Annotated in this window: 22 protein-coding genes and 3 pseudogenes; 21 read left to right on the forward strand and 4 right to left on the reverse strand. The window is 37.2% G+C overall.

Translation table 11 applies throughout. From position 1 onward, the window contains the following. Nucleotides 1-44 precede the first annotated feature (44 nt). Entirely contained in the window at nucleotides 45-878 is an 834-nt protein-coding gene (locus ACQKOF_RS04095) for a MetQ/NlpA family ABC transporter substrate-binding protein (RefSeq protein ID WP_427553966.1), read from the reverse strand. Nucleotides 879-1586: 708 nt separating this feature from the next. Between ACQKOF_RS04095 and ACQKOF_RS04100 the strand changes: the two genes are divergently transcribed. The 18 genes and pseudogenes from ACQKOF_RS04100 to ACQKOF_RS04185 all read left to right on the forward strand — a co-directional run. Beyond that, nucleotides 1587-3056 carry a 4-hydroxyphenylacetate 3-hydroxylase family protein gene (locus tag ACQKOF_RS04100; RefSeq protein ID WP_427553968.1) on the forward strand — a complete coding sequence of 490 codons (1470 nt, stop codon included), beginning with the start codon at nucleotides 1587-1589 and terminating at the stop codon, nucleotides 3054-3056. Further along, nucleotides 3019-4434 carry a 4-hydroxyphenylacetate 3-hydroxylase N-terminal domain-containing protein gene (locus ACQKOF_RS04105; RefSeq protein ID WP_427553970.1) on the forward strand — a complete coding sequence of 472 codons (1416 nt, stop codon included), beginning with the start codon at nucleotides 3019-3021 and terminating at the stop codon, nucleotides 4432-4434. Before ACQKOF_RS04100 ends, ACQKOF_RS04105 begins: the two co-directional genes overlap by 38 nt. A 16-nt stretch (nucleotides 4435-4450) precedes the next feature. Beyond that, a complete protein-coding gene (locus ACQKOF_RS04110; protein WP_427553972.1) occupies nucleotides 4451-5494 on the forward strand; it encodes an LLM class flavin-dependent oxidoreductase in 1044 nt (347 codons plus the stop codon). A gap of 16 nt (nucleotides 5495-5510) precedes the next feature. Beyond that, entirely contained in the window at nucleotides 5511-6563 is a 1053-nt protein-coding gene (locus tag ACQKOF_RS04115; protein ID WP_427553974.1) for an LLM class flavin-dependent oxidoreductase, read from the forward strand. A gap of 31 nt (nucleotides 6564-6594) precedes the next feature. After that, nucleotides 6595-6825, forward strand: a complete 231-nt coding sequence (locus ACQKOF_RS04120; RefSeq protein ID WP_427553976.1) for a hypothetical protein — start codon at nucleotides 6595-6597, stop codon at nucleotides 6823-6825. Between the two features lie 184 nt (nucleotides 6826-7009). Beyond that, complete coding sequence (locus ACQKOF_RS04125; protein ID WP_427553978.1) at nucleotides 7010-8071, forward strand: YeeE/YedE thiosulfate transporter family protein; 1062 nt, start codon at nucleotides 7010-7012, stop codon at nucleotides 8069-8071. Nucleotides 8072-8088: 17 nt separating this feature from the next. After that, nucleotides 8089-8313 carry a sulfurtransferase TusA family protein gene (locus ACQKOF_RS04130; protein ID WP_049663225.1) on the forward strand — a complete coding sequence of 75 codons (225 nt, stop codon included), beginning with the start codon at nucleotides 8089-8091 and terminating at the stop codon, nucleotides 8311-8313. A 256-nt stretch (nucleotides 8314-8569) separates the two neighbouring features. Next, complete coding sequence (locus tag ACQKOF_RS04135; RefSeq protein WP_386845821.1) at nucleotides 8570-8830, forward strand: metal-sensitive transcriptional regulator; 261 nt, start codon at nucleotides 8570-8572, stop codon at nucleotides 8828-8830. Between the two features lie 43 nt (nucleotides 8831-8873). Beyond that, on the forward strand, nucleotides 8874-9215 hold the full coding sequence (locus ACQKOF_RS04140) for a rhodanese-like domain-containing protein (RefSeq protein WP_427553980.1): 342 nt from the start codon (nucleotides 8874-8876) through the stop codon (nucleotides 9213-9215). 12 nt (nucleotides 9216-9227) lie between these two features. Further along, complete coding sequence (locus ACQKOF_RS04145; RefSeq protein ID WP_427553982.1) at nucleotides 9228-9524, forward strand: rhodanese-like domain-containing protein; 297 nt, start codon at nucleotides 9228-9230, stop codon at nucleotides 9522-9524. 77 nt (nucleotides 9525-9601) lie between these two features. Continuing rightward, on the forward strand, nucleotides 9602-10156 hold the full coding sequence (locus tag ACQKOF_RS04150) for a sulfurtransferase TusA family protein (protein WP_427553984.1): 555 nt from the start codon (nucleotides 9602-9604) through the stop codon (nucleotides 10154-10156). A 13-nt stretch (nucleotides 10157-10169) separates the two neighbouring features. Then, complete coding sequence (locus tag ACQKOF_RS04155; protein ID WP_387084398.1) at nucleotides 10170-10565, forward strand: DsrE/DsrF/DrsH-like family protein; 396 nt, start codon at nucleotides 10170-10172, stop codon at nucleotides 10563-10565. Between the two features lie 92 nt (nucleotides 10566-10657). After that, nucleotides 10658-11785 carry an MBL fold metallo-hydrolase gene (locus ACQKOF_RS04160; RefSeq protein ID WP_427553987.1) on the forward strand — a complete coding sequence of 376 codons (1128 nt, stop codon included), beginning with the start codon at nucleotides 10658-10660 and terminating at the stop codon, nucleotides 11783-11785. 158 nt (nucleotides 11786-11943) lie between these two features. After that, the gene (locus tag ACQKOF_RS04165; protein WP_323648046.1) at nucleotides 11944-12171 is read left to right on the forward strand and encodes a sulfurtransferase TusA family protein; all 228 of its coding nucleotides are present in this window, start codon (nucleotides 11944-11946) and stop codon (nucleotides 12169-12171) included. A 131-nt stretch (nucleotides 12172-12302) separates the two neighbouring features. Further along, on the forward strand, nucleotides 12303-13079 hold the full coding sequence (locus ACQKOF_RS04170; protein ID WP_427553989.1) for a sulfite exporter TauE/SafE family protein: 777 nt from the start codon (nucleotides 12303-12305) through the stop codon (nucleotides 13077-13079). A 13-nt stretch (nucleotides 13080-13092) separates the two neighbouring features. Beyond that, nucleotides 13093-13797 (forward strand): DsbA family oxidoreductase, encoded by a 705-nt coding sequence (locus ACQKOF_RS04175; protein WP_427553991.1) that lies wholly within the window; start codon nucleotides 13093-13095, stop codon nucleotides 13795-13797. Between the two features lie 368 nt (nucleotides 13798-14165). Next, nucleotides 14166-14300, forward strand: a pseudogene (locus ACQKOF_RS04180) (DUF3967 domain-containing protein); the annotation flags it as partial. An 87-nt stretch (nucleotides 14301-14387) separates the two neighbouring features. Then, nucleotides 14388-14872, forward strand: a pseudogene (locus ACQKOF_RS04185) (IS3 family transposase); the annotation flags it as partial. 66 nt (nucleotides 14873-14938) lie between these two features. On the opposite strand, the gene ACQKOF_RS04190 reads toward ACQKOF_RS04185, so the two are convergent. Then, nucleotides 14939-15169, reverse strand: a complete 231-nt coding sequence (locus ACQKOF_RS04190; protein ID WP_427553993.1) for a hypothetical protein — start codon at nucleotides 15167-15169, stop codon at nucleotides 14939-14941. 120 nt (nucleotides 15170-15289) lie between these two features. Here ACQKOF_RS04190 and ACQKOF_RS04195 point away from each other — a divergent pair, with 120 nt between their 5' ends. After that, a complete protein-coding gene (locus ACQKOF_RS04195; protein ID WP_427553995.1) occupies nucleotides 15290-15751 on the forward strand; it encodes a hypothetical protein in 462 nt (153 codons plus the stop codon). A gap of 122 nt (nucleotides 15752-15873) precedes the next feature. Here the strand turns inward: ACQKOF_RS04195 and ACQKOF_RS04200 are convergent. Next, nucleotides 15874-16125, reverse strand: a pseudogene (locus ACQKOF_RS04200) (protein rep); the annotation flags it as partial. Between the two features lie 8 nt (nucleotides 16126-16133). Further along, nucleotides 16134-16373 carry a protein rep gene (locus ACQKOF_RS04205; RefSeq protein WP_427553997.1) on the reverse strand — a complete coding sequence of 80 codons (240 nt, stop codon included), beginning with the start codon at nucleotides 16371-16373 and terminating at the stop codon, nucleotides 16134-16136. Nucleotides 16374-16400: 27 nt separating this feature from the next. On the opposite strand from ACQKOF_RS04205, the gene ACQKOF_RS04210 reads away from it, so the two are divergent. After that, nucleotides 16401-16577, forward strand: coding sequence for a hypothetical protein (locus ACQKOF_RS04210; protein ID WP_427553999.1), 177 nt, complete (start codon nucleotides 16401-16403; stop codon nucleotides 16575-16577). Nucleotides 16578-17071: 494 nt separating this feature from the next. Beyond that, a complete protein-coding gene (locus tag ACQKOF_RS04215; protein ID WP_427554001.1) occupies nucleotides 17072-18022 on the forward strand; it encodes a c-type cytochrome in 951 nt (316 codons plus the stop codon). Nucleotides 18023-18115: the final 93 nt, after the last annotated feature.

An 18115-nucleotide genomic window follows, 5' to 3' on the forward strand; every position in this document is an offset into this window, starting at 1 on the left:
TGCTCTTATTTAAAAGCACGTCATCTTTTTAATTTGATAAAGAATTAGTCTTTAAAATAATCTGGTCGGTGAAATCCTTCGTAGTCTTTATTGGATTCAATAAATTTCTGAAAATCTGCAGAATGATATGCCTCAATTAAATCCTTTACAAACTTTTTATCTTTATCCTCAGTGCGAACTGCTAATAGGTTTTGGTATTCGAAGGTTGGATCCTCTAATGCTAAGTTCGATGATAGTTTTCTTCCAGATGACAAAATAAAATTACCGTTTACAAGTGCAAAATCTACGTCAGAAAGTGAACGTGGCAATTGTGCTTGCTCCATTTCAACGAATTCAATGGTGTATACGTATTTAGTGATATCTTGTTTACTCACTGTAGTGGGTGAATAACCTTCTTTTAATTCAATCCATCCAAGATCGTCTAAGATTCGTAGAGCACGTGCAATATTAGCTGGATCATTAGGAATTGCTATTGTATATTCTTTATTCTTTTCTAAACTGTTGATAGAATCAAAACGGTCTGAATAGATTCCCATTGGTGCAGTAGGAACTTTAAGTATTTCTGTCAAATCTAAATGATTCTCTTTTTTAAAGTTTTCCAAATAGGCCGTGTGTTGAAAAATATTAGCATCAATCGAGCCATCTCCCAAAGCGATATTAGGATGGATAATATTACTGAATTCAATTGTTTCAATTGTGTATCCTTTTTCTTTTAGTATCGGTGCAATGCCATACTGAAATTGGTCGCTGTATGGACCAGGTGTAAAACCTATTTTAATTGTTTTATTTGATGTATCTTGTGCAGTTCCGTTTGAATTACAAGCTGCTAACATTGATATCAATAGCATGGTACTTAAAAGGAAAAGAAAATGTTTCATTATTTTGCCCTCCATTATCTAAAAAAGTAATATTGACACTGACTACTGGATGTAAGCAATAAAAAAACGCGTAAACGACAATTGTTTACACGCCTCCGGTGATTCCGGTCAGTAATTATTTTAATACCAATTGGATTAGTGGGATTATAGCAAACGCTTTTTTATAAATCAATAAGTTTTTAACTTCTTTCAGCAAGTGTTTTATGTAACGTAAGTGAAACGGCAGTTACAAGTGTTTTATGTAACGTAAGTGAAGCGTCAGCTACAGAAGTCTCCTGCCTCTATAGGTGGTGAGATGAATGTGGTTTTAAGTCACTTTTCAGGGGGTGTCTAAACAGCCGCTGAAATAGAGGAACTCAGGCTAAGAACTTCACATCCTGTGAAAACGCCTGAGTGACCAACATCGTGTTGGCCTAAAGCCTCCGGACGCAATTATGCCGGGGCATAATTGATTAAATGATTTTTAAAATATACTTGACTTATCGGTTTTGTTTGGTTTAATATGTAAATTAATTTATATAATGTGGCGACTGAATAAATCGGAGCTTTGGTTTTAAGACTAAAAGCTCCGATTTTGTTTTTTAGGCCATAAAAAATATTCATAGTGACCATGAAAATGGAGCTCTCATTGATATCTTAAGCGAAGATTTGCGAAGGAGATTTGGTGGGAGTTTTTTGTGTTCATGAAAAAGGAGTTGGAGATAACAAATGTCTTTTAGTGGAAGTTTGAAAGATGGAAGAAGTGTGTGGCTGGACGGAGTAAAAGTGGACGTAACAACTCATCCTGCCTTTACGGGAACATTAGAAACTATCACGTATTTATTAGCACTTCTAGATGATGAGAACAATCAAAGCATTGCAGGTTTTAAAAGTCCGAAAAGTAATCGATTTGTTCATAGTGCATTTTATATTCCACATAGCTATGAGGATTTAATAAAGCGAAAAAAAGCATTTGCTTTATGGTCGAATAAAACCTATGGGGTGATGAGCCGTTTATCAGATTATGCTAATTCTCTAATCACCGGATACTATTTGGATCGTCATCAGTTTGCGCAATATGATGCTGGATTCGTTGAAAAAATAACGAAATATTATGAGGTAGCTAGAGATGAACGGCGAATTGTTACTACTGCAATTTTGGACCCTCAAATTGATCGTTCGAAACCAGCAGAAGAGCAAGATGAAGATGCATTATTGCGTATTATACGGGAGACCGAGGAGGGGGTAGTTGTACGAGGGGCTAAAATGATTGCAACTGGTGCTCCTTATGCACATGATGTCATTGTCACCTCTCCGCAAAAATTATCATCAAATCAAATAGCACAAGCAAATATGTTTATTGTGCCATTAAACTTACCTGGACTACAAATTGTTTGTCGAGAATCATTTGCTTCAAATAAAGAGCATCATAAATTAAGTTCAAGATTTGATGAAATGGACGCTGTTTTATTATTTGACGATGTTTTAATTCCATGGGATAGGGTGCTTATTAAGGGTTCACCTGAGGGCGTGTTGAAAGCTCATCGGCATCAGCAACTCGATGCACTAGCACAGCATCAAACGGTGGTTCGTTTACTATCAAAATTAGAATTTATTGCTGGAGTTACAACGGCAATAGCTCAATCAATTGGTGCAGATTACTTTCTACATGTTCAGGAAAAAATAGGGGAGCTTTATACACAAATTGATAGTATTGAAGCTTTATTAATTTCATCAGAAAAAGAAGGGCATCTAAATGAGCAGAATGTTTATTTACCTAATATTACTCCCCTACAAACAGCAAGAAATTTAGGTACCCATTTCTATGGCCATGCTCTAGATATTTTAAAGCAGATTGGTGCAGGAGGCTTTATTCAATTAACGTCATCTCCGATTCTAGAAAATCACGAATTATACCCATTATTTTCTAAATACTATAAAGGAGCAAAGGTAGATGCACGAACAAAAGAAAAGTTATTTAGAATCGGATGGGAACTTATTGGCAGTCAACTTGGCTCACGTCATGATTTATACGAGCGGTTCTACACAGGAGATCCAACACGCGTTTATGCATTACAGTATGAAACTTATGATAAGTCCTATTTGAAAAATAAGTTAAATCATTTCTTGGATAATTTAATTGAAAGGGAGGTAAACGAAGATGAATACGCCGATTCCGTATTTGCAGAGGTTGAATAATGGGCGAACAGTCTGGTTAGATGGGGAGATTGTTAATAATTTTGAAAAACATAAGGCCTTTAAAGGGACTGTTCAAACAATACAGCATTTATTAAATTTACAAACAGTGGAGCCGACAAAATCGATTTTAACGTATGAAACGGAAAAAGGTACAAATGCCCATTTATCTTTTTTAGTTCCAACATCAATCAATGATTTGAAAAGGAAAAGTTTAGCTTATAAATGCTGGGTAGATAAAACATTTGGAGTAATGAGCCGTTTATCCGAATATTCTCGTTCGCAGTTAGTAGGTTGGTATGCAAGTAGACAACAATTAGATGTTTTGTCACCGGGCATTGCAACAAAGCTTGAAAAACTATACGAAGCGGCACGTGATTTTGATTTATTATCAACGGTAGCTGCACATGATCCACAAAAAAATCGTTCAAAATCTGTTGAAGAGATAGAGCACGGAAAATTACGTGTAGTTACTAAAAATGAAGAAGGAATTTTTGTGAGCGGTGCCAAAACAATTGCTACAGCAGCACCATATGTAGATGAACTGCTCATAACCTCTTATCATAAGCGAGGGTTAGACGAAGCACCGATGGCAAATATATTTTATGTTCCAACCTCAGCTCAAGGACTGCATATGGTATGTCGAGAATCGTTTGCTTCTACTGATACAAACAACCACCCATTAAGCTCTCGTTTTGATGAAATGGATGCTGTCTTAATTTTTGATAATGTTCTAATTCCTTGGGAAAGGGTGTTGGTAGCAGAAGATCCTGAATTAGCTTGGAAGCTGCGAATAGAAACGACATCATCCTTGTTAAGTCAGCATCAAACGGTTGTACGCCTGATTAGTAAATTAGAATCTGTAGTAGCAATTGGCAACGAACTAGCGGAAACAGCTGGAGCGACGGAGTTTTTACATGTAAAAGAGAAGTTAAGTGAATTAATCATACAGTTAGAAACTATAAAGGGCTTATTAAATGCAGCTGAATATGAAGCTATCGAACACAATGGAATTTATCTACCTAAACAACGATTTTTAACGACTGCTCGAAATTTAGGTACACGTTATTATCCACGTGCTTTGGAAATATTACAGCAAATTGGAGCAAGCGGATTATTGCAAGTGCCGTCTACTATTCAAGAAATCAATGGGCCAATAGGTGACAAGTTACAGGCGTATTATGGAGGTACACATACAAGTGCATTTGCAAGAACCAAATTTATTAAACTAGCTTGGGATTTAATAGGTAGTCAGCTTGGAGCGCGTCACGAATTATATGAACGTTTTTATTCAGGTGATCCTGTTCGTACCTTTGCAGCGCAATATCAAAACTATAGTGAAAAGGATCGATTGTTAAAGCTTGTTGAAGAATTTAATTAGGTAAGGAGAGAGAACTATGAAACCACATTTTTATTGGTTTGCTCCTACAAATGGAGACGGAAGGTATTTAGGGTTAAAGCAGCCTGAAAGAGAGCCGACCTTTGAGTATTTAGTAGATGTAGCTCAAACGGCAGAAAAAGCAGGATTTGAAGGAATTTTGATTCCAACAGGTATTCCTTATTTAGATTCATGGCTCGTAGGGTCTGCTATCATTCATCAGACAAAGCATATAAAACCGTTAATAGCGTTTAGACCTGGCTTTGTATCACCGACAGTTGCATCTAAAATGGCATCAACTTTAGATCAATTTTCGAAAGGAAGAGTGTTGGTCAATGTTGTAACGGGCGGTTCAGAAAAAGAGCTAGCACAAGACGGTGACTATTTATCACATCAACAACGCTATGAACGTACAGATGAATTTTTAACTGTAGTGAAAGAAACATGGCAAGGAGAATCGTTTCATCATGATGGCGAGTTTTTTAAGGTAACTGAAGGAAAGTTGATTCCTACTCTTTATCAAGAAAAAGGTATTCCTATTTATTTTGGAGGTTCTTCCGATGTAGCTAAGGAAATAGCTGCTAAAGCTGCAGATGTTTATTTGCAATGGGGGGAGCCCATTGCGAGCATTCAGGAGCAAATTCAAGATGTTGAAAGTAGAGCGGAAAAGTATAATCGTCAATTAGAGTACGGTATTCGAATTCATATAGTTGCACGGGATACAGAACAAGAGGCTTGGGATGCTGCTTATAACATTATTAGTAAAATTGAAAACCCTGTACAATCGAATCTTAATCGATATTATGAAACGGTAGATTCGGTGGCTCAAAAAAGGATGAACGTCCTTACTGCTGAAAACGAGCGATTTGATCAATACAGTTGGGCTGGTATCGGTAAAATTCGGAAAGGTGCAGGAACCGCTATTGTTGGTACACCAGAGCAAGTAAAAGCAGGATTGCAAGCGTATATTGATATCGGTGTAACGCACTTTATTTTATCAGGCTTCCCTCATAAAGAGGAAGCGGAAATTTTCGGTGAAAAGGTATTGCCATTATTTGGATAAACGGAGTGATCATTGAATGGAATTTGTTATTTGGGGCTCAAATTTAGCGGGTGGGTTTTTACGATCTAGGATAGAGCAAAATACAGAAGGAAGCTTTGAGTACAATAAAACATTGATAAAATTAGCTGAAAAGTTAGATATAAATTCTGTTTTATTTCCGATTCGATATATAGGGAATATTGGTGGTAATGGTAGTGCTGAAGAAGGACAGCTGGATGCCCTAACGATTGTAGCAGCGTTATTTGCTGAAACGAAAAATATTCACTTTATAGCAGCTGTTTTGCCTGGGTTCATCCATCCGGCAACTTTAGCCAAAATAGGTTCAACGATAGACGTCATTTCAAATGGGAGATTTCATATTAATTTAGTGAGTGGCTGGTTTAAAAAAGAACAAGAAACCTTTGGTATTGAGTGGATCAACCACGAAGATCGCTATCGACGTTCAACAGAGTATTTAGAGGTATTGAAAGGTCTTTGGTCACAAGATAACTTTAGCTACGAGGGCGATTTCTATACAATTAAAAATGCGACGCTTACACCAAAACCAATTCAAAAGCCCTATCCTCCAATTTATCAAGGTGGTAATTCAGAGGACGCTCAAGTTATGGCAGGCGCACACAGTGATGTTTATTTTATGAACGGAGCGTCGATTGTAGAGTTGCAAAAACAGATTGAAAATGTAACTGAGATTGCGAAAAGAAAGGGTCGGACGATAAAATTTGCTGTTAATGCATTTGTGATTGCCCGTAAAACTTCTGAAGAAGCGTTCCAAGAATTTCAATCTATTATTGACCATGCCGATGAAGAAGCAATCCTGCAGTTCCAGAATCGCAAAGAAACGTTAGGGATGTGGAAAAATGCCACTCAGTTAAGTGATTTTGTAGCTAATAATGAAGGTTTTCGTACAGGGTTAATCGGTAGTTATGATGAAGTAATTGCTAAATTACAAGAATTAAGTAGCATTGGTATAGAAAAAGTGCTAATTACTTTTAAAGAACCGTTAAAGGAATTACCTGAATTTCATAAACATATTAGTACAAAACTAAATCACAGTATTTTTAACCCTTAAAACATTGTAATTCTATAGGTTAAATACAAAATTGAGGGATGCACTTCCTGAAATCGACTTAGGAATTAGGCAAACTTTTATTTGTGCAGAGCGTAATTCCTGGGTAATCATACTACGAAAAAAATTGATAAACGGTCATTATAAGAAACCTTTACAAAAAAAATTATTGCTAAAAGAAGTTGGAAATTTACATGAGATTGGCGTGAAAGACGAAAAAAATCATTATGAATTCTTTGGTCCGGTCAAGCAATTAACAAAATAAATAAATAGATGAACCCTTGTTATAAGAAGCAGTTTTCTACACTTGTAGCAGGGGTTTTTGTGTGCATAGGTTTGAAAAAAGTTATTAGATTTTTCATAGTTATTAAAAAAGTAATTGAATTCTTAGTAAAACTAGTGGTAATATACCATATAAGAATACTAAGGTATTGAAAGGGGAATGATAGATGGGCCAAATGATTATTACGGGACTTATTTGTGGAGCTTTACTTGGATTTGTTATGCAACGTGGCCGTTTTTGCTTGACTGGCGGATTCCGCGATATGTATTTGACAAAAGATAACCGTATGTTTTACGCATTACTTATTGCGATAGCAATTCAAAGTGTTGGTGTATATACATTAATTAGTTTAAAGGTATTTGAATTCAATGCTGGTTCTTTACCAATCGTAGCTGTTATTGTTGGTTCATTTATTTTTGGAATTGGCATTATTTTCGCTGGTGGTTGTGCAACAGGGACATGGTATCGGGCAGGAGAAGGTCTAATTGGCAGTTGGATTGCATTAGCTGGATATATGCTTGTAGCAGCAATGATGAAATCAGGCGTATTATTGCCATTGGATAAGGCAATTAAAGAAACGAGCATTGAAAGTAATTCTATTGCTGAGACAATTGGCGTAAACAACTGGTTGATTATAACGATTTTTGTAGTAGTTGTTGCATTCATCGTTTACCGTGAGCTAAAGAAGCCACGCTTGAAAATCCCGGGGTTAAAGCCGAAAAAAACGGGATTAGCACATATTTTATTTGAAAAACGTTGGCATCCATTTATAACTGCAACAATTATTGGTGTGATCGCAACTTTAGCATGGCCATTAAGTGTTGCTACTGGTCGCATAGGTGGGTTAGGCATTACAACACCTTCTGCTAATATTTTGCAATTTTTGGTGACTGGACAAATTAGCTTCATCAACTGGGGTGTTTTCCTAGTACTAGGGATTTTCTTAGGATCATTATTCGCAGCGAAAATGAGTGGTGAATTTAGATTCCGTATTCCAGATACAAAAACAGCGATTAACAGCTTTTGCGGTGGACTTTTGATGGGATTCGGCGCAGGTTTAGCAGGAGGTTGCTCAATTGGTAATGGATTGGTGATGACAGCGATGATGACTTGGCAAGGTTGGATTTCATTAGGGTTTATGATTTTAGGTACATGGACAGCATCTTACTTTGTATTCGTTCGACCAAGTAAAAAAGCTAAGCAAGCTGCGCAAGTAATAACAGCGTAAAAAAGGAGCGTTTTCATATGAAAAGAACATTAGAAGTAATGGGGATGGTTTGTCCATTTCCTTTAGTAGAAGCAAAAGAAGCTATAAAAGACTTAAATTCAGGCGATGAATTAGAAGTGCAATTTGATTGTACACAAGGTACAGAATCCATTCCTCGTTGGGCTGCTGAAGAAGGGCACGAGGTAACAGAGTATGAACAAGTTGGCGAAGCGGCTTGGACAATTACTATTAAAAAGAAATAAGCATTCATAAAGTCTGTTTAAGCGGGAAATTCGATGAGAGAATCGTCGAATTTCCCGCTTTTTTTGTAAACAAAAGATAAGAAGATGAGGGTAACAACCTGAAAGTGACGGATAAAACGTAGATACAAGCGGAAAAAACATTGGAACGATGATTAAGAAAAAAATTGGGCTTTCATGTTGACATTATACCTAATGGGGTATATTATGAATCACGTAAGTGAGTTCAATCAATCGTTTTGGAAGGGAGCGTGATAGTATGGCTTACGGTACAAAAACAGCTAATCGTGTGAAGCGAATAGAAGGTCAATTGCGTGGCGTTTTACGCATGATGGAAGAAGAAAAGAACTGTAAAGATGTGATTACACAGCTATCTGCGGTGCGTTCTGCGGTTGATCGGACTATCGGAGTAATCGTTAGTGAAAATTTATTGGAATGTGTAACGACTGCTGAAGGGAATGCTGAAAAAGTGAATACGGCCATCCAAGAGGCAATGGATTTAGTCGTGAAAAGTAGATAATTATTATATACCCTTAACAGTATGGATAGGAGGACGAATTATTTTGGAAATGTGGATTATTATTGCTTTTGTAGTTGTACTTTTAATTTGGCGTATGAAACCGACAAAAGGAGTGCGAACTATCTCGACAGCACAATTAAAAAACATGTTGAATGATAAAGACAAAGTATTCGTGGATGTTCGAACACCAGCTGAATATAAAGGTCGTAACATTCCGCAATTCAAAAATATTCCACTTGGTTCAAGCTTCGATAAATTATCGAAAGATAAAGAGATAGTGGTCATTTGTCAAAGTGGAATGCGTAGTAGTCAAGCGTGTAAGCAATTAAAAAAACAAGGATTCGAGCGTGTTACAAATGTTCGTGGTGGCATGAGCGCGTATTAGGAGGAAAATAGCATGAAGGAAATTTCAGCAAAAGAAGTACAACAAGCTTTAGAGCAAGGTCAAGCAATAAATTTAATCGACGTACGTGAAGTAGATGAAGTGGAGGCAGGACACATACCTGGCATTATTCATATCCCACTTGGCTTACTTGAATTTCGTATGCATGAGCTAAATAAAAATGAATCATATGTTATGGTCTGTCGATCAGGTGGTCGAAGTGGTAGTGCTACTCAGTTTTTAGAAAACCAAGGCTTCAATGTATCCAATATGGTTGGTGGCATGCTCGCTTGGAATGGTGAAGTAAAGTAAGGAGATGCAGAGAACCTGTGCGCTTGCTATATTTTTTTAGAAAAAACAATACCCGTGTAGGTATGTAGGAGGGAATTATGAGTATTAAGGCAGATTTTCAGCTAGATGCCAAGGGGCTTTCTTGTCCTATGCCGATTGTTAAAACGAAAAAGGCGATGGTTGATTTAGTAGATGGTCAAATTTTAGAAGTATCTGCAACAGATAAGGGTTCGAAGGCAGATATTGCTGCATGGGCTGAATCTGTGGGTCATCAATATATTGGGACAGTGGAAGAAGAAAGTGTGCTTAAACATTACATTCGCAAATGTTCAGACGACACGATGGATGAGCAAACATTTGAACAAACAATTGAGTTAGAAGAGGCAATGGAAAGAGAAGGACTTATTCTCGATGTTCGTGAGGAGGCGGAGTTTGCTTTTGGTCACATTGAGGGAGCAAAGTCTATTCCGATGGGTGAGCTAGAAGCACGCCTTTCTGAGCTTGATAAAGAACAGGAGATTTATGTCGTTTGTCGAACTGGGAAGCGTAGTGATTTAGCTGCTCAAAAGCTTGCGGCACATGGTTTTGCAAAGGTATTTAACGTTCTACCGGGTATGACATCCTGGACGAAAGATTTAACTAAAAACATTTAGGAGGAATTAATTTATGTCTAATAAAGTAGCGATAATTGCAAGTAACGGTGGTCTTTTCGATGCGTATAAGGTGTTCAATATTGCAACGGCAGCGGCAGCTACAGAGAAAGAAGTAGCCATCTTCTTTACATTCGAAGGGTTAAATTTAATTCATAAACAAGGAATGCATGCATTACCTATGCCTGCGGGAGCGGAGCATTATGCAGAAGGGTTTGCTAAAGCTAATGTACCAGCAATTCCGCAATTAGTGGAGATGGCACAAGAATTAGGTGTGAAATTTATCGCGTGTCAAATGACTATGGATGTAATGAGTTTAACGACAGATGATTTTATTGAAGGTATCGAGGTTGGGGGAGCTGTGACGTTCTTAGAGTTTGCGAAAGATGCAGCACCGTCATTAACATTCTAATTAATATAATTGATTTAAACAGCTATACCGGCGGAGAGGACAGTCCTTTCCGCTAAAAAAACAATAAAATAATACCTTAGGGGGTAATTGGAGTGTCAGTTCTAAAATGGAGCGCAGTACAGGTAGCGAAAAAAGTAATTAATAATGAAGAATTATTTATTTTAGATGTTCGAAATGCGGATGCGTTCGAAGATTGGAAAATTGATGGCCGTAAATTTGAATACTTTAATATTCCGTATTTTGAGCTATTAGATGGCGTCGAGGATATTTTACCGGAGATTCCAGCGGATAAGGATGTGTTAGTCGTTTGTGCGAAAGAAGGATCATCGCTGATGGTAGCTGAGATGTTATCAGAAGCGGGACGTGCGGTGGCTTATTTAGAAGGTGGAATGAAAACGTGGAGTGAATATTTAGAACCGATTAAAGTTGGAGATTTAACAGGAGGTGGTGAGCTATATCAATTTGTCCGTTTAGGGAAGGGCTGCCTTTCTTATCTGGTCATCTCTGAGGGTGAAGCAGCGATTATCGATGCTGTGCGTTTTACTGACGCATTCACAAGCTTTGCAGAGGATAAAAACGTAAAAATTAAACATGTATTCGATACTCATTTGCATGCTGATCATATTTCTGGTGGACGACATATAGCGGCTACTACTGGTGCGACGTATTATTTACCACCAAAAGATGCAGAAGAGGTTGAGTTTGACTATACACCTTTACTTGATGGAACAACTGTACAAATTGGCGCCTCTAAAATTGACGTAGGAGCAATTTATTCGCCTGGTCATACAATTGGTTCAACGTCATTTGTTGTGGACAACAAGTATTTATTAACTGGAGATATTTTATTTATTGATTCAATTGGACGCCCTGATTTAGCGGGTCTTGCAGAAGATTGGGTTGGTGATTTGCGCGAAACACTTTACAATCGATACAGAGAATTATCGGATGATTTAATTGTTTTACCGGCTCATTTTATGATTATTGATGAACTAAATGAAGGTGGAACTGTAGCAAAACATCTTGGGCAATTATTTGCCGAAAATCACGGCTTAAATATTAAAGATGAAGCAGAATTCCGAAGTGTCGTAACAGAGCATTTGCCTCCACAACCAAATGCGTATCAAGAAATTCGTCGAGTAAATATGGGTAAGATTACCCCAACGCAGGATGAACAAACAGAGATGGAAATTGGTCCGAATCGTTGTGCAGTTCGATAGTCCGTTTATAAAAGATATTCAAATGCAATGCGTACGCATGCATGGTTATAGCATATAAATACCGCGAAGCGAAGGCGCTCATCCTTCGTAAAGTCGTGAAAAAACAAACAGAACCGGCAAAATCGCTTACAACCTTTGCTGTTCCGAAGGAGAAAAATATGAAATCAAACTTACAACTAGATGCAAAGGGTTTATCTTGTCCAATGCCTATAGTGAAAACAAAAAAAGCGATAGATACATTAGCTTCAGGGGAAATTTTAGAAGTTCAAGTAACAGATAAGGGAGCTTTAGCGGACATCCCTGCTTGGGCCAAAGCTGGCGGTCATGCAATTTTAGACAAAGCTGAAGACGCTGGGGTCATTACATTTTTTATTCAGAAAGCTTAAAACTAGTGAGGGTTGTCTCTTCTATTAGAAGTTTAGAGCAACCCTCCTTTCGTGCTTAAAGCTGGATCTGGAAGCAGTGATGGAAATGATCATGTCCCCTAAGGTGAAGTCACCAGAAAGAAGGATAAAATATGGATTTAGCATGGATTATTGCAATATTTTTGATTGGCTTTGTTGGTTCATTTATATCAGGAATGCTGGGAATTGGCGGAGCAATTATTAAATATCCAATGTTATTATATATCCCACCTTTACTTGGTTTTGCAGCATTTTCAGCACATGAGGTATCAGGTATTAGTTCAGTAGAAGTGTTTTTTGCCTCTCTTGCTGGGGTGTGGGCATATCGGAAAGGTGGTTATTTAAATAAATCACTGATTATATATATGGGTAGTGCTGTATTAGTAGGAAGTTTCGTTGGTAGTTTTGGCTCCCGATTTTTATCTGAAATAGGGGTTAACGTCGTTTATGGTGTATTGGCGTTGATTGCTGCAGTGATGATGTTTATTCCTAAGAAGCAAATTGACGATAAGCCATTGGATGAGGTAACGTTCAATAAACCGATAGCAACTGTATTAGCTTTTATTGTTGGTATTGGATCGGGGATTGTTGGGGCAGGTGGTGGCTTCTTGTTAGTACCGATAATGCTAGTAGTATTAGGTATACCAACACGAATGACAATCGCTACAAGCCTTGCTATTACTTTTATATCCTCTATAGGCGGAACAATCGGAAAATTGATGACGGGACAAGTTGACTATTATCCTGCATTCATTATGATTGTAGCAAGCCTCATAGCAGCCCCACTAGGTGCAAAAGCAGGGAAAAAATTAAATACAAAAGTTTTACAAGCTATTTTAGCAGCGCTCATTTTAGCGACTGCCATTAAAATATGGATAGATATATTGTAAGGGGCTGTAGTAAATGAAAATTGAGATTTTCTCAGATTTCACATGTCCGTTCTGCTACATTGGCAAAAAAGAATTGGAACGCGCTATTGACTTGGCATGTTATTCGGGGCAGGTAGAAATTGAATACAAAGCATATCAAATTGGACCACATACACCTAAGAAAGATGCACCAACTATATATGAGGGTATGACTGCAAAATTGGATTCTACGATAGAAGAAGTAAAGGAAATTACAAAGGGTATAGCGATACGGGCAGAAGAGGTTGGTTTGCGTTACAATTTTGAAGATATGAAAACAGCGCATACTGAAAAGGCTCATCGATTGGCAAAATGGACAAGACAGTTTGGCAAAGAGTTGGTTTATACGGAAGAGCTTATGAGTGGTTATTTTACAGAAGGAAAAGACTTAAATGACGATATGTTCTTGTTAAAAGTCATTGAAACTCTAAACTTGGATGTTGAAATAGCGAAGGGTGTTCTGGCATCAACTGACTTCAGTGAAGCTTTGGATAGAGATCGATATGATGCCCAACAGCTAGGTGTACAAAGTGTTCCGTTCTTTGTTTTTGAAAATCGTTACGGTATTAAAGGTGCAGAGCCGAATGAGGTTTTTGTACGAACTTTGCATCAAGCGGCAGAGATAGCGGGTATTCAGCCGGTATTAAAGATGATAGGTGATGGTGAAGCTATTTGTGCTGATGGTGAATGTAAATTATAGTGAAACACTAAAATGTCGAGTGCAACGCTGTGCTCGGCATTTTTTTATCTTCATTCAGCGAATCTTTTCTGTGCGAAAGCGAAGCGACAGCTACGATTACGCCAAGGTGAAATTGATTAGGAAGCCAACCTCTAGTTTGTTACTTAAATGCTCTCGGGTTTGGGTGACCCGTAATTTTTTTTACGGGTTTGATTTAACAGGCCTTTTAAATGCTCTGTAAGCCATTTCAAGTGATTCAAAGGGTTTAATATCAGGTTAAACTGTTTAAAAGAATTAAAAAGAATTAAAAAGTATTTTTGTATCGCGCCAATTTAGCCATAGCGCCTTCCGCTATACCGCTACAAGAAGAACAAATGTGGACTGATTTCATGAAAGCGCAATACGAATTTAATCAAAAGCTAGTAGAGCAATTAGAACGAATTGAACAACGACAAATCGAACGTGATCAACAACTGATGAAGGCGATCCACGAAACACAACAAGTAAAAAAAGAACTTGCTGCTACCACAAAAAAAGAAAATGGTGCACTTTTTTTCAAAAATCAGTTTAAGCAATCTAAATCATTAAAAAAGAGTAGCAATAATAAAGGAATTCCTGGAAAAGTGTTATTAACGGATATTACTTATTTGCCATATAACGATAATTGTATGGCTTATTTGTCGACCATAAAAGATGCCTCCACGAATGAAATCTTAGTTCTGATCGTATTACTCTAGATATCGCCACTCAGACAATCCATAAATTAGTCAACAACAAGAAAGTCAGGCTACATAAAGATGCCTTTATCCACTCAGACCAAGGAATCCATTACACAAGCCCTAAATATCAAAAGTTATTGAAAAAATATGATCTAGGTCAATCCATGTCAAGAAGAGGAAACTGTTGGGATAATGCGCCCCAAGAGTTGTTTTTTGGTCATTTAAAAGATGAGGTAGACTATCTATCTTATAAAGCATTAAAAGAGCTAAGGTCAAAAATAAATCATTATATGGTTTACTATAACAATTATCGCTATCAGTGGAACTTAAAAAAGATGACTTCTAATAAATATAGGAATCACCTTCTCGTTGCTTAATCTCTTTTTTTATTGTGTCCTTGACATAGGTGCCAGTTTACAATTGCCACTCTTTTTTTCTCGCCCTCATTTCACAAAATACAATACTACAAAAACAAAAAATAAAATTACACCCAAGAACATCGCAACCTTATCAATAACGCTCTTTCTAAGCATATAGCCTATATAAGCTAATAAACCCGAAGAAAGCGCTAAAGCAATATAATCATATCCCTTAGGTTCGAAAATAGTTAATAACCAAACAATAATAATAGTTAAAGGTGCAACGTACACCCATTTACCTTCTTTTTCTTTCATTTTATTACAAATCACCCTTTCTTTAACTTGTAAATAATGTTAATATAATGATTAAGTAATATGTTCAGAAAATTATCTTAATATACTACTAAAAAAAACACAACTAAGGAGATACATATTATGAATTTTTTAGGTAAAAAAACATTACTTACAGGTGCATCCATAGCCTTACTAGGCACAACTTTCGCTTTATCGCCTGTAAGCATATCAAAAACTGAAAGTGGAGTTAAATTATCAGCACCTGTCGCTGAAGCAGCTGCATCTGATTGGGTATATGTTGAAACAAAGAAAAAAGATACAGGAGCACAGAACGCAATGACTGTAGCAACAGCATCTGCATTAGGTGCATTACTAGGCATTGCGGCTCCGTACACGTCTCCTTTATCAGCATTTGGGGTAGTTATTCTAGATAAAAGTTTGAAAACAGCTTATTTCACAGATAAAATTTGGATGCGTATGGCTGGTTCTACTTTCCAAAATAAACATGAAATCACTATGTATAGTGATTCTTCATACAAGAAGAAACTAAAAACAGTAACACTTGTTGAAAATATAAGTGCTGGTCCAAAAAGCATTAAATAAATACCTTCATACTAAAAAATAAAAGGGGCTGGGACATAACTAAATGGTTCCTTCATAAAGCCGAATAATCTCTAAATTAACAAAACACGATAAATAGAAAAACCGAACTATTCCGAAACACTTCATGAGAGTTTCATTGGATAGTTCGGTATTTTTGTTGGCTGAAACACATTTGTCCCAGCCTCTATAAAATAATTTTGTTTCATCCAATTCCAACGAGCAATCAACACTAACGCTGTTTCCTCCGTTTTCGCTTCCTCTTCTTCAGTGATATGTACTAAATCGCCATTTTCATAATCCAAATTCAATTGCTGATGAACTTCTTTTAACAAACCACCCCAGCCGATCATGCGTTTTTTATACAAACCTTTTTCTAAATCGCCTACAGACTTAAATTATCATCGAAATCCCCTGTTAAATAATCCGCATCTTTTACCGAATATTTCCTCGTCTCTTGGACCGCACTCACCATCCCTGCCGGCAAATGACTAGCAACCTCTTTCTTCCGCAGATTTCGTACTACCTGCACACGCACAACCGGCGTATAATCCAGTATCATGGCATTTTGCCACAAGCTTGTCCATTCAGGCTCTTTTTTATTTGAAGATGAAGTATAATTCACCCCGAATAATATATGTAGAGGGGGGCATTGACCATAGGTAAAATTATAGAAGAACTAGGGCAAGGTAAGGCGTTAGCTGACATAGGGAAAGAACTGACTGTAGGTAAAGAAAAGTTAAGTAAAGTAAAGCGCTTAAAAATGCTGATTATTTATTTAATAGATGAACTGGATGGACGTATGCCGGAACAGATCCCGAACCGTTAAACAAAGACTATACAGATTTTATAAATTCGAATAAAAGCGTGAAAAAATCAATATCTACGAACGTTCCAACGAAGGAACTAACAAACGTTGGTTCTAAGGTTGGTTCAAGGAACGAACTAAAGTTATTAGGAAACGTTCGTCTTTCGATATAGATATTGAATTCATGAAGGATTTAAAAATACAAGCAGTTATTCATGATAAAAGCGTTTGTGAAATTGTGGAAAATGCAATTAGAAAAGAATTAGCTGAAATGAAAAAGAAAAAATAATAAAGGAGTAGCATTAATGCTACTCCTCATACTCTATAATTTCTTTCAATATCTTCTAATACATACTGCAAGAGGTATTAAGTCTTGTTTAATGTGTTATAGAACAATGAATTTTGTAATTTTATCCTCTAAATGATTCTATTTGTGTAAGGTGTGAGAAAAGTCACATCGAAAAACACCCATTTTTGCTAAAATATAGGTGATTATACAAAGGGGGGTATTATAGATGAAACCTATAGTAGCAGGAGTAGCGGGGACAGTACTGTTAGCAGGTACACTTTTTGTGGGGGCAGTCATTAGCGACAAAATTCTAGGGGATGCTAAAGGAGAAAGCAATGAAGCCACTGTACAAACAAAAATACCAACATCAGCAGCTGCTCAGTCAGTTGTCTATGCGCCGCCAAGCATTGAAGAAGTACCAGATGGGCCTATGAAGGAAGCGATATTAAATGGCTATGAGCTTGTAAATAATACACATGTTGCTGCAGAAGAATATGTTGGGAATCAATTGTCTTGCACAAGCTGTCATGCAGGGGCAGGTTACGATGAGCAAGTTTCGTCATTAGTAGGTGTTATGGCGAATTATCCTCAATATATTGCACGCTCAGGTGATATTGTAACGATTGAGGAGCGTATTAATGGTTGTATGGTTCGCAGTATGAACGGAAAAAAATTTGACATGAATAGTAAAGAGTTAGAAGCAATGGTCTCGTACTTCGCCTATATTTCAGAAGGTGTACCTATCGGGGCGGAACGTGAATGGGTAGGTACAAGTACTATGAAGAACATCCCTTTACCGGATGTTACGAAAGGTGAAGAAGTATATACCCAGTCTTGTATAGCTTGTCACGCAGTTGATGGCTCAGGTACTGGTGCTAATACAGGTCCGGCATTATGGGGTGAAAACTCATTCAATGATGGAGCGGGTATGGCGAGAATGTCGAAAATGGCCGGCTACGTCAAACATAATATGCCAGTCGGTACAGCTGGTACTTTGACAGATCAAGATGCCGCTGATTTAGCAGCCTTTATTTTATCGCAGGATCGACCTGAATGGAAAAATCATGATAAAGATTGGCCAAAAGGCGGACGTCCTAATGATATAATGAATAAAGAAAAACGGGAACAAGTTAAAAATGGCACAATAAATTGGGAGCAAGTACTTTCCACTAACTAAAAAGAGGAGAGAACGTCCCTTGCGAGTAGAAATAATATACGTTTCGATTTACCTTTACCTTTAGATAATTTTTGTCTAAAGGTATTTTTTTAT

Source organism: Lysinibacillus sp. NPDC093190 (assembly GCF_050280425.1).
Taxonomy (GTDB): Bacteria; Bacillota; Bacilli; order Bacillales_A; family Planococcaceae; genus Lysinibacillus.

What these genes read in the sequence shown, in the direction of transcription:
- ACQKOF_RS04130 (WP_049663225.1), top strand. Translation starts at nt 8,089, where the DNA reads ATGAAAAGAACATTAGAAGTAATGGGGATGGTTTGTCCATTTCCTTTA.
- ACQKOF_RS04115 (WP_427553974.1), top strand. Translation starts at nt 5,511, where the DNA reads ATGGAATTTGTTATTTGGGGCTCAAATTTAGCGGGTGGGTTTTTACGA.
- ACQKOF_RS04145 (WP_427553982.1), top strand. Translation starts at nt 9,228, where the DNA reads ATGAAGGAAATTTCAGCAAAAGAAGTACAACAAGCTTTAGAGCAAGGT.
- ACQKOF_RS04135 (WP_386845821.1), top strand. Translation starts at nt 8,570, where the DNA reads ATGGCTTACGGTACAAAAACAGCTAATCGTGTGAAGCGAATAGAAGGT.
- ACQKOF_RS04215 (WP_427554001.1), top strand. Translation starts at nt 17,072, where the DNA reads ATGAAACCTATAGTAGCAGGAGTAGCGGGGACAGTACTGTTAGCAGGT.
- ACQKOF_RS04175 (WP_427553991.1), top strand. Translation starts at nt 13,093, where the DNA reads ATGAAAATTGAGATTTTCTCAGATTTCACATGTCCGTTCTGCTACATT.
- ACQKOF_RS04110 (WP_427553972.1), top strand. Translation starts at nt 4,451, where the DNA reads ATGAAACCACATTTTTATTGGTTTGCTCCTACAAATGGAGACGGAAGG.
- ACQKOF_RS04125 (WP_427553978.1), top strand. Translation starts at nt 7,010, where the DNA reads ATGGGCCAAATGATTATTACGGGACTTATTTGTGGAGCTTTACTTGGA.
- ACQKOF_RS04150 (WP_427553984.1), top strand. Translation starts at nt 9,602, where the DNA reads ATGAGTATTAAGGCAGATTTTCAGCTAGATGCCAAGGGGCTTTCTTGT.
- ACQKOF_RS04155 (WP_387084398.1), top strand. Translation starts at nt 10,170, where the DNA reads ATGTCTAATAAAGTAGCGATAATTGCAAGTAACGGTGGTCTTTTCGAT.
- ACQKOF_RS04170 (WP_427553989.1), top strand. Translation starts at nt 12,303, where the DNA reads ATGGATTTAGCATGGATTATTGCAATATTTTTGATTGGCTTTGTTGGT.
- ACQKOF_RS04100 (WP_427553968.1), top strand. Translation starts at nt 1,587, where the DNA reads ATGTCTTTTAGTGGAAGTTTGAAAGATGGAAGAAGTGTGTGGCTGGAC.
- ACQKOF_RS04105 (WP_427553970.1), top strand. Translation starts at nt 3,019, where the DNA reads ATGAATACGCCGATTCCGTATTTGCAGAGGTTGAATAATGGGCGAACA.
- ACQKOF_RS04190 (WP_427553993.1), bottom strand. Translation starts at nt 15,169, where the DNA reads ATGAAAGAAAAAGAAGGTAAATGGGTGTACGTTGCACCTTTAACTATT.
- ACQKOF_RS04095 (WP_427553966.1), bottom strand. Translation starts at nt 878, where the DNA reads ATGAAACATTTTCTTTTCCTTTTAAGTACCATGCTATTGATATCAATG.
- ACQKOF_RS04195 (WP_427553995.1), top strand. Translation starts at nt 15,290, where the DNA reads ATGAATTTTTTAGGTAAAAAAACATTACTTACAGGTGCATCCATAGCC.
- ACQKOF_RS04165 (WP_323648046.1), top strand. Translation starts at nt 11,944, where the DNA reads ATGAAATCAAACTTACAACTAGATGCAAAGGGTTTATCTTGTCCAATG.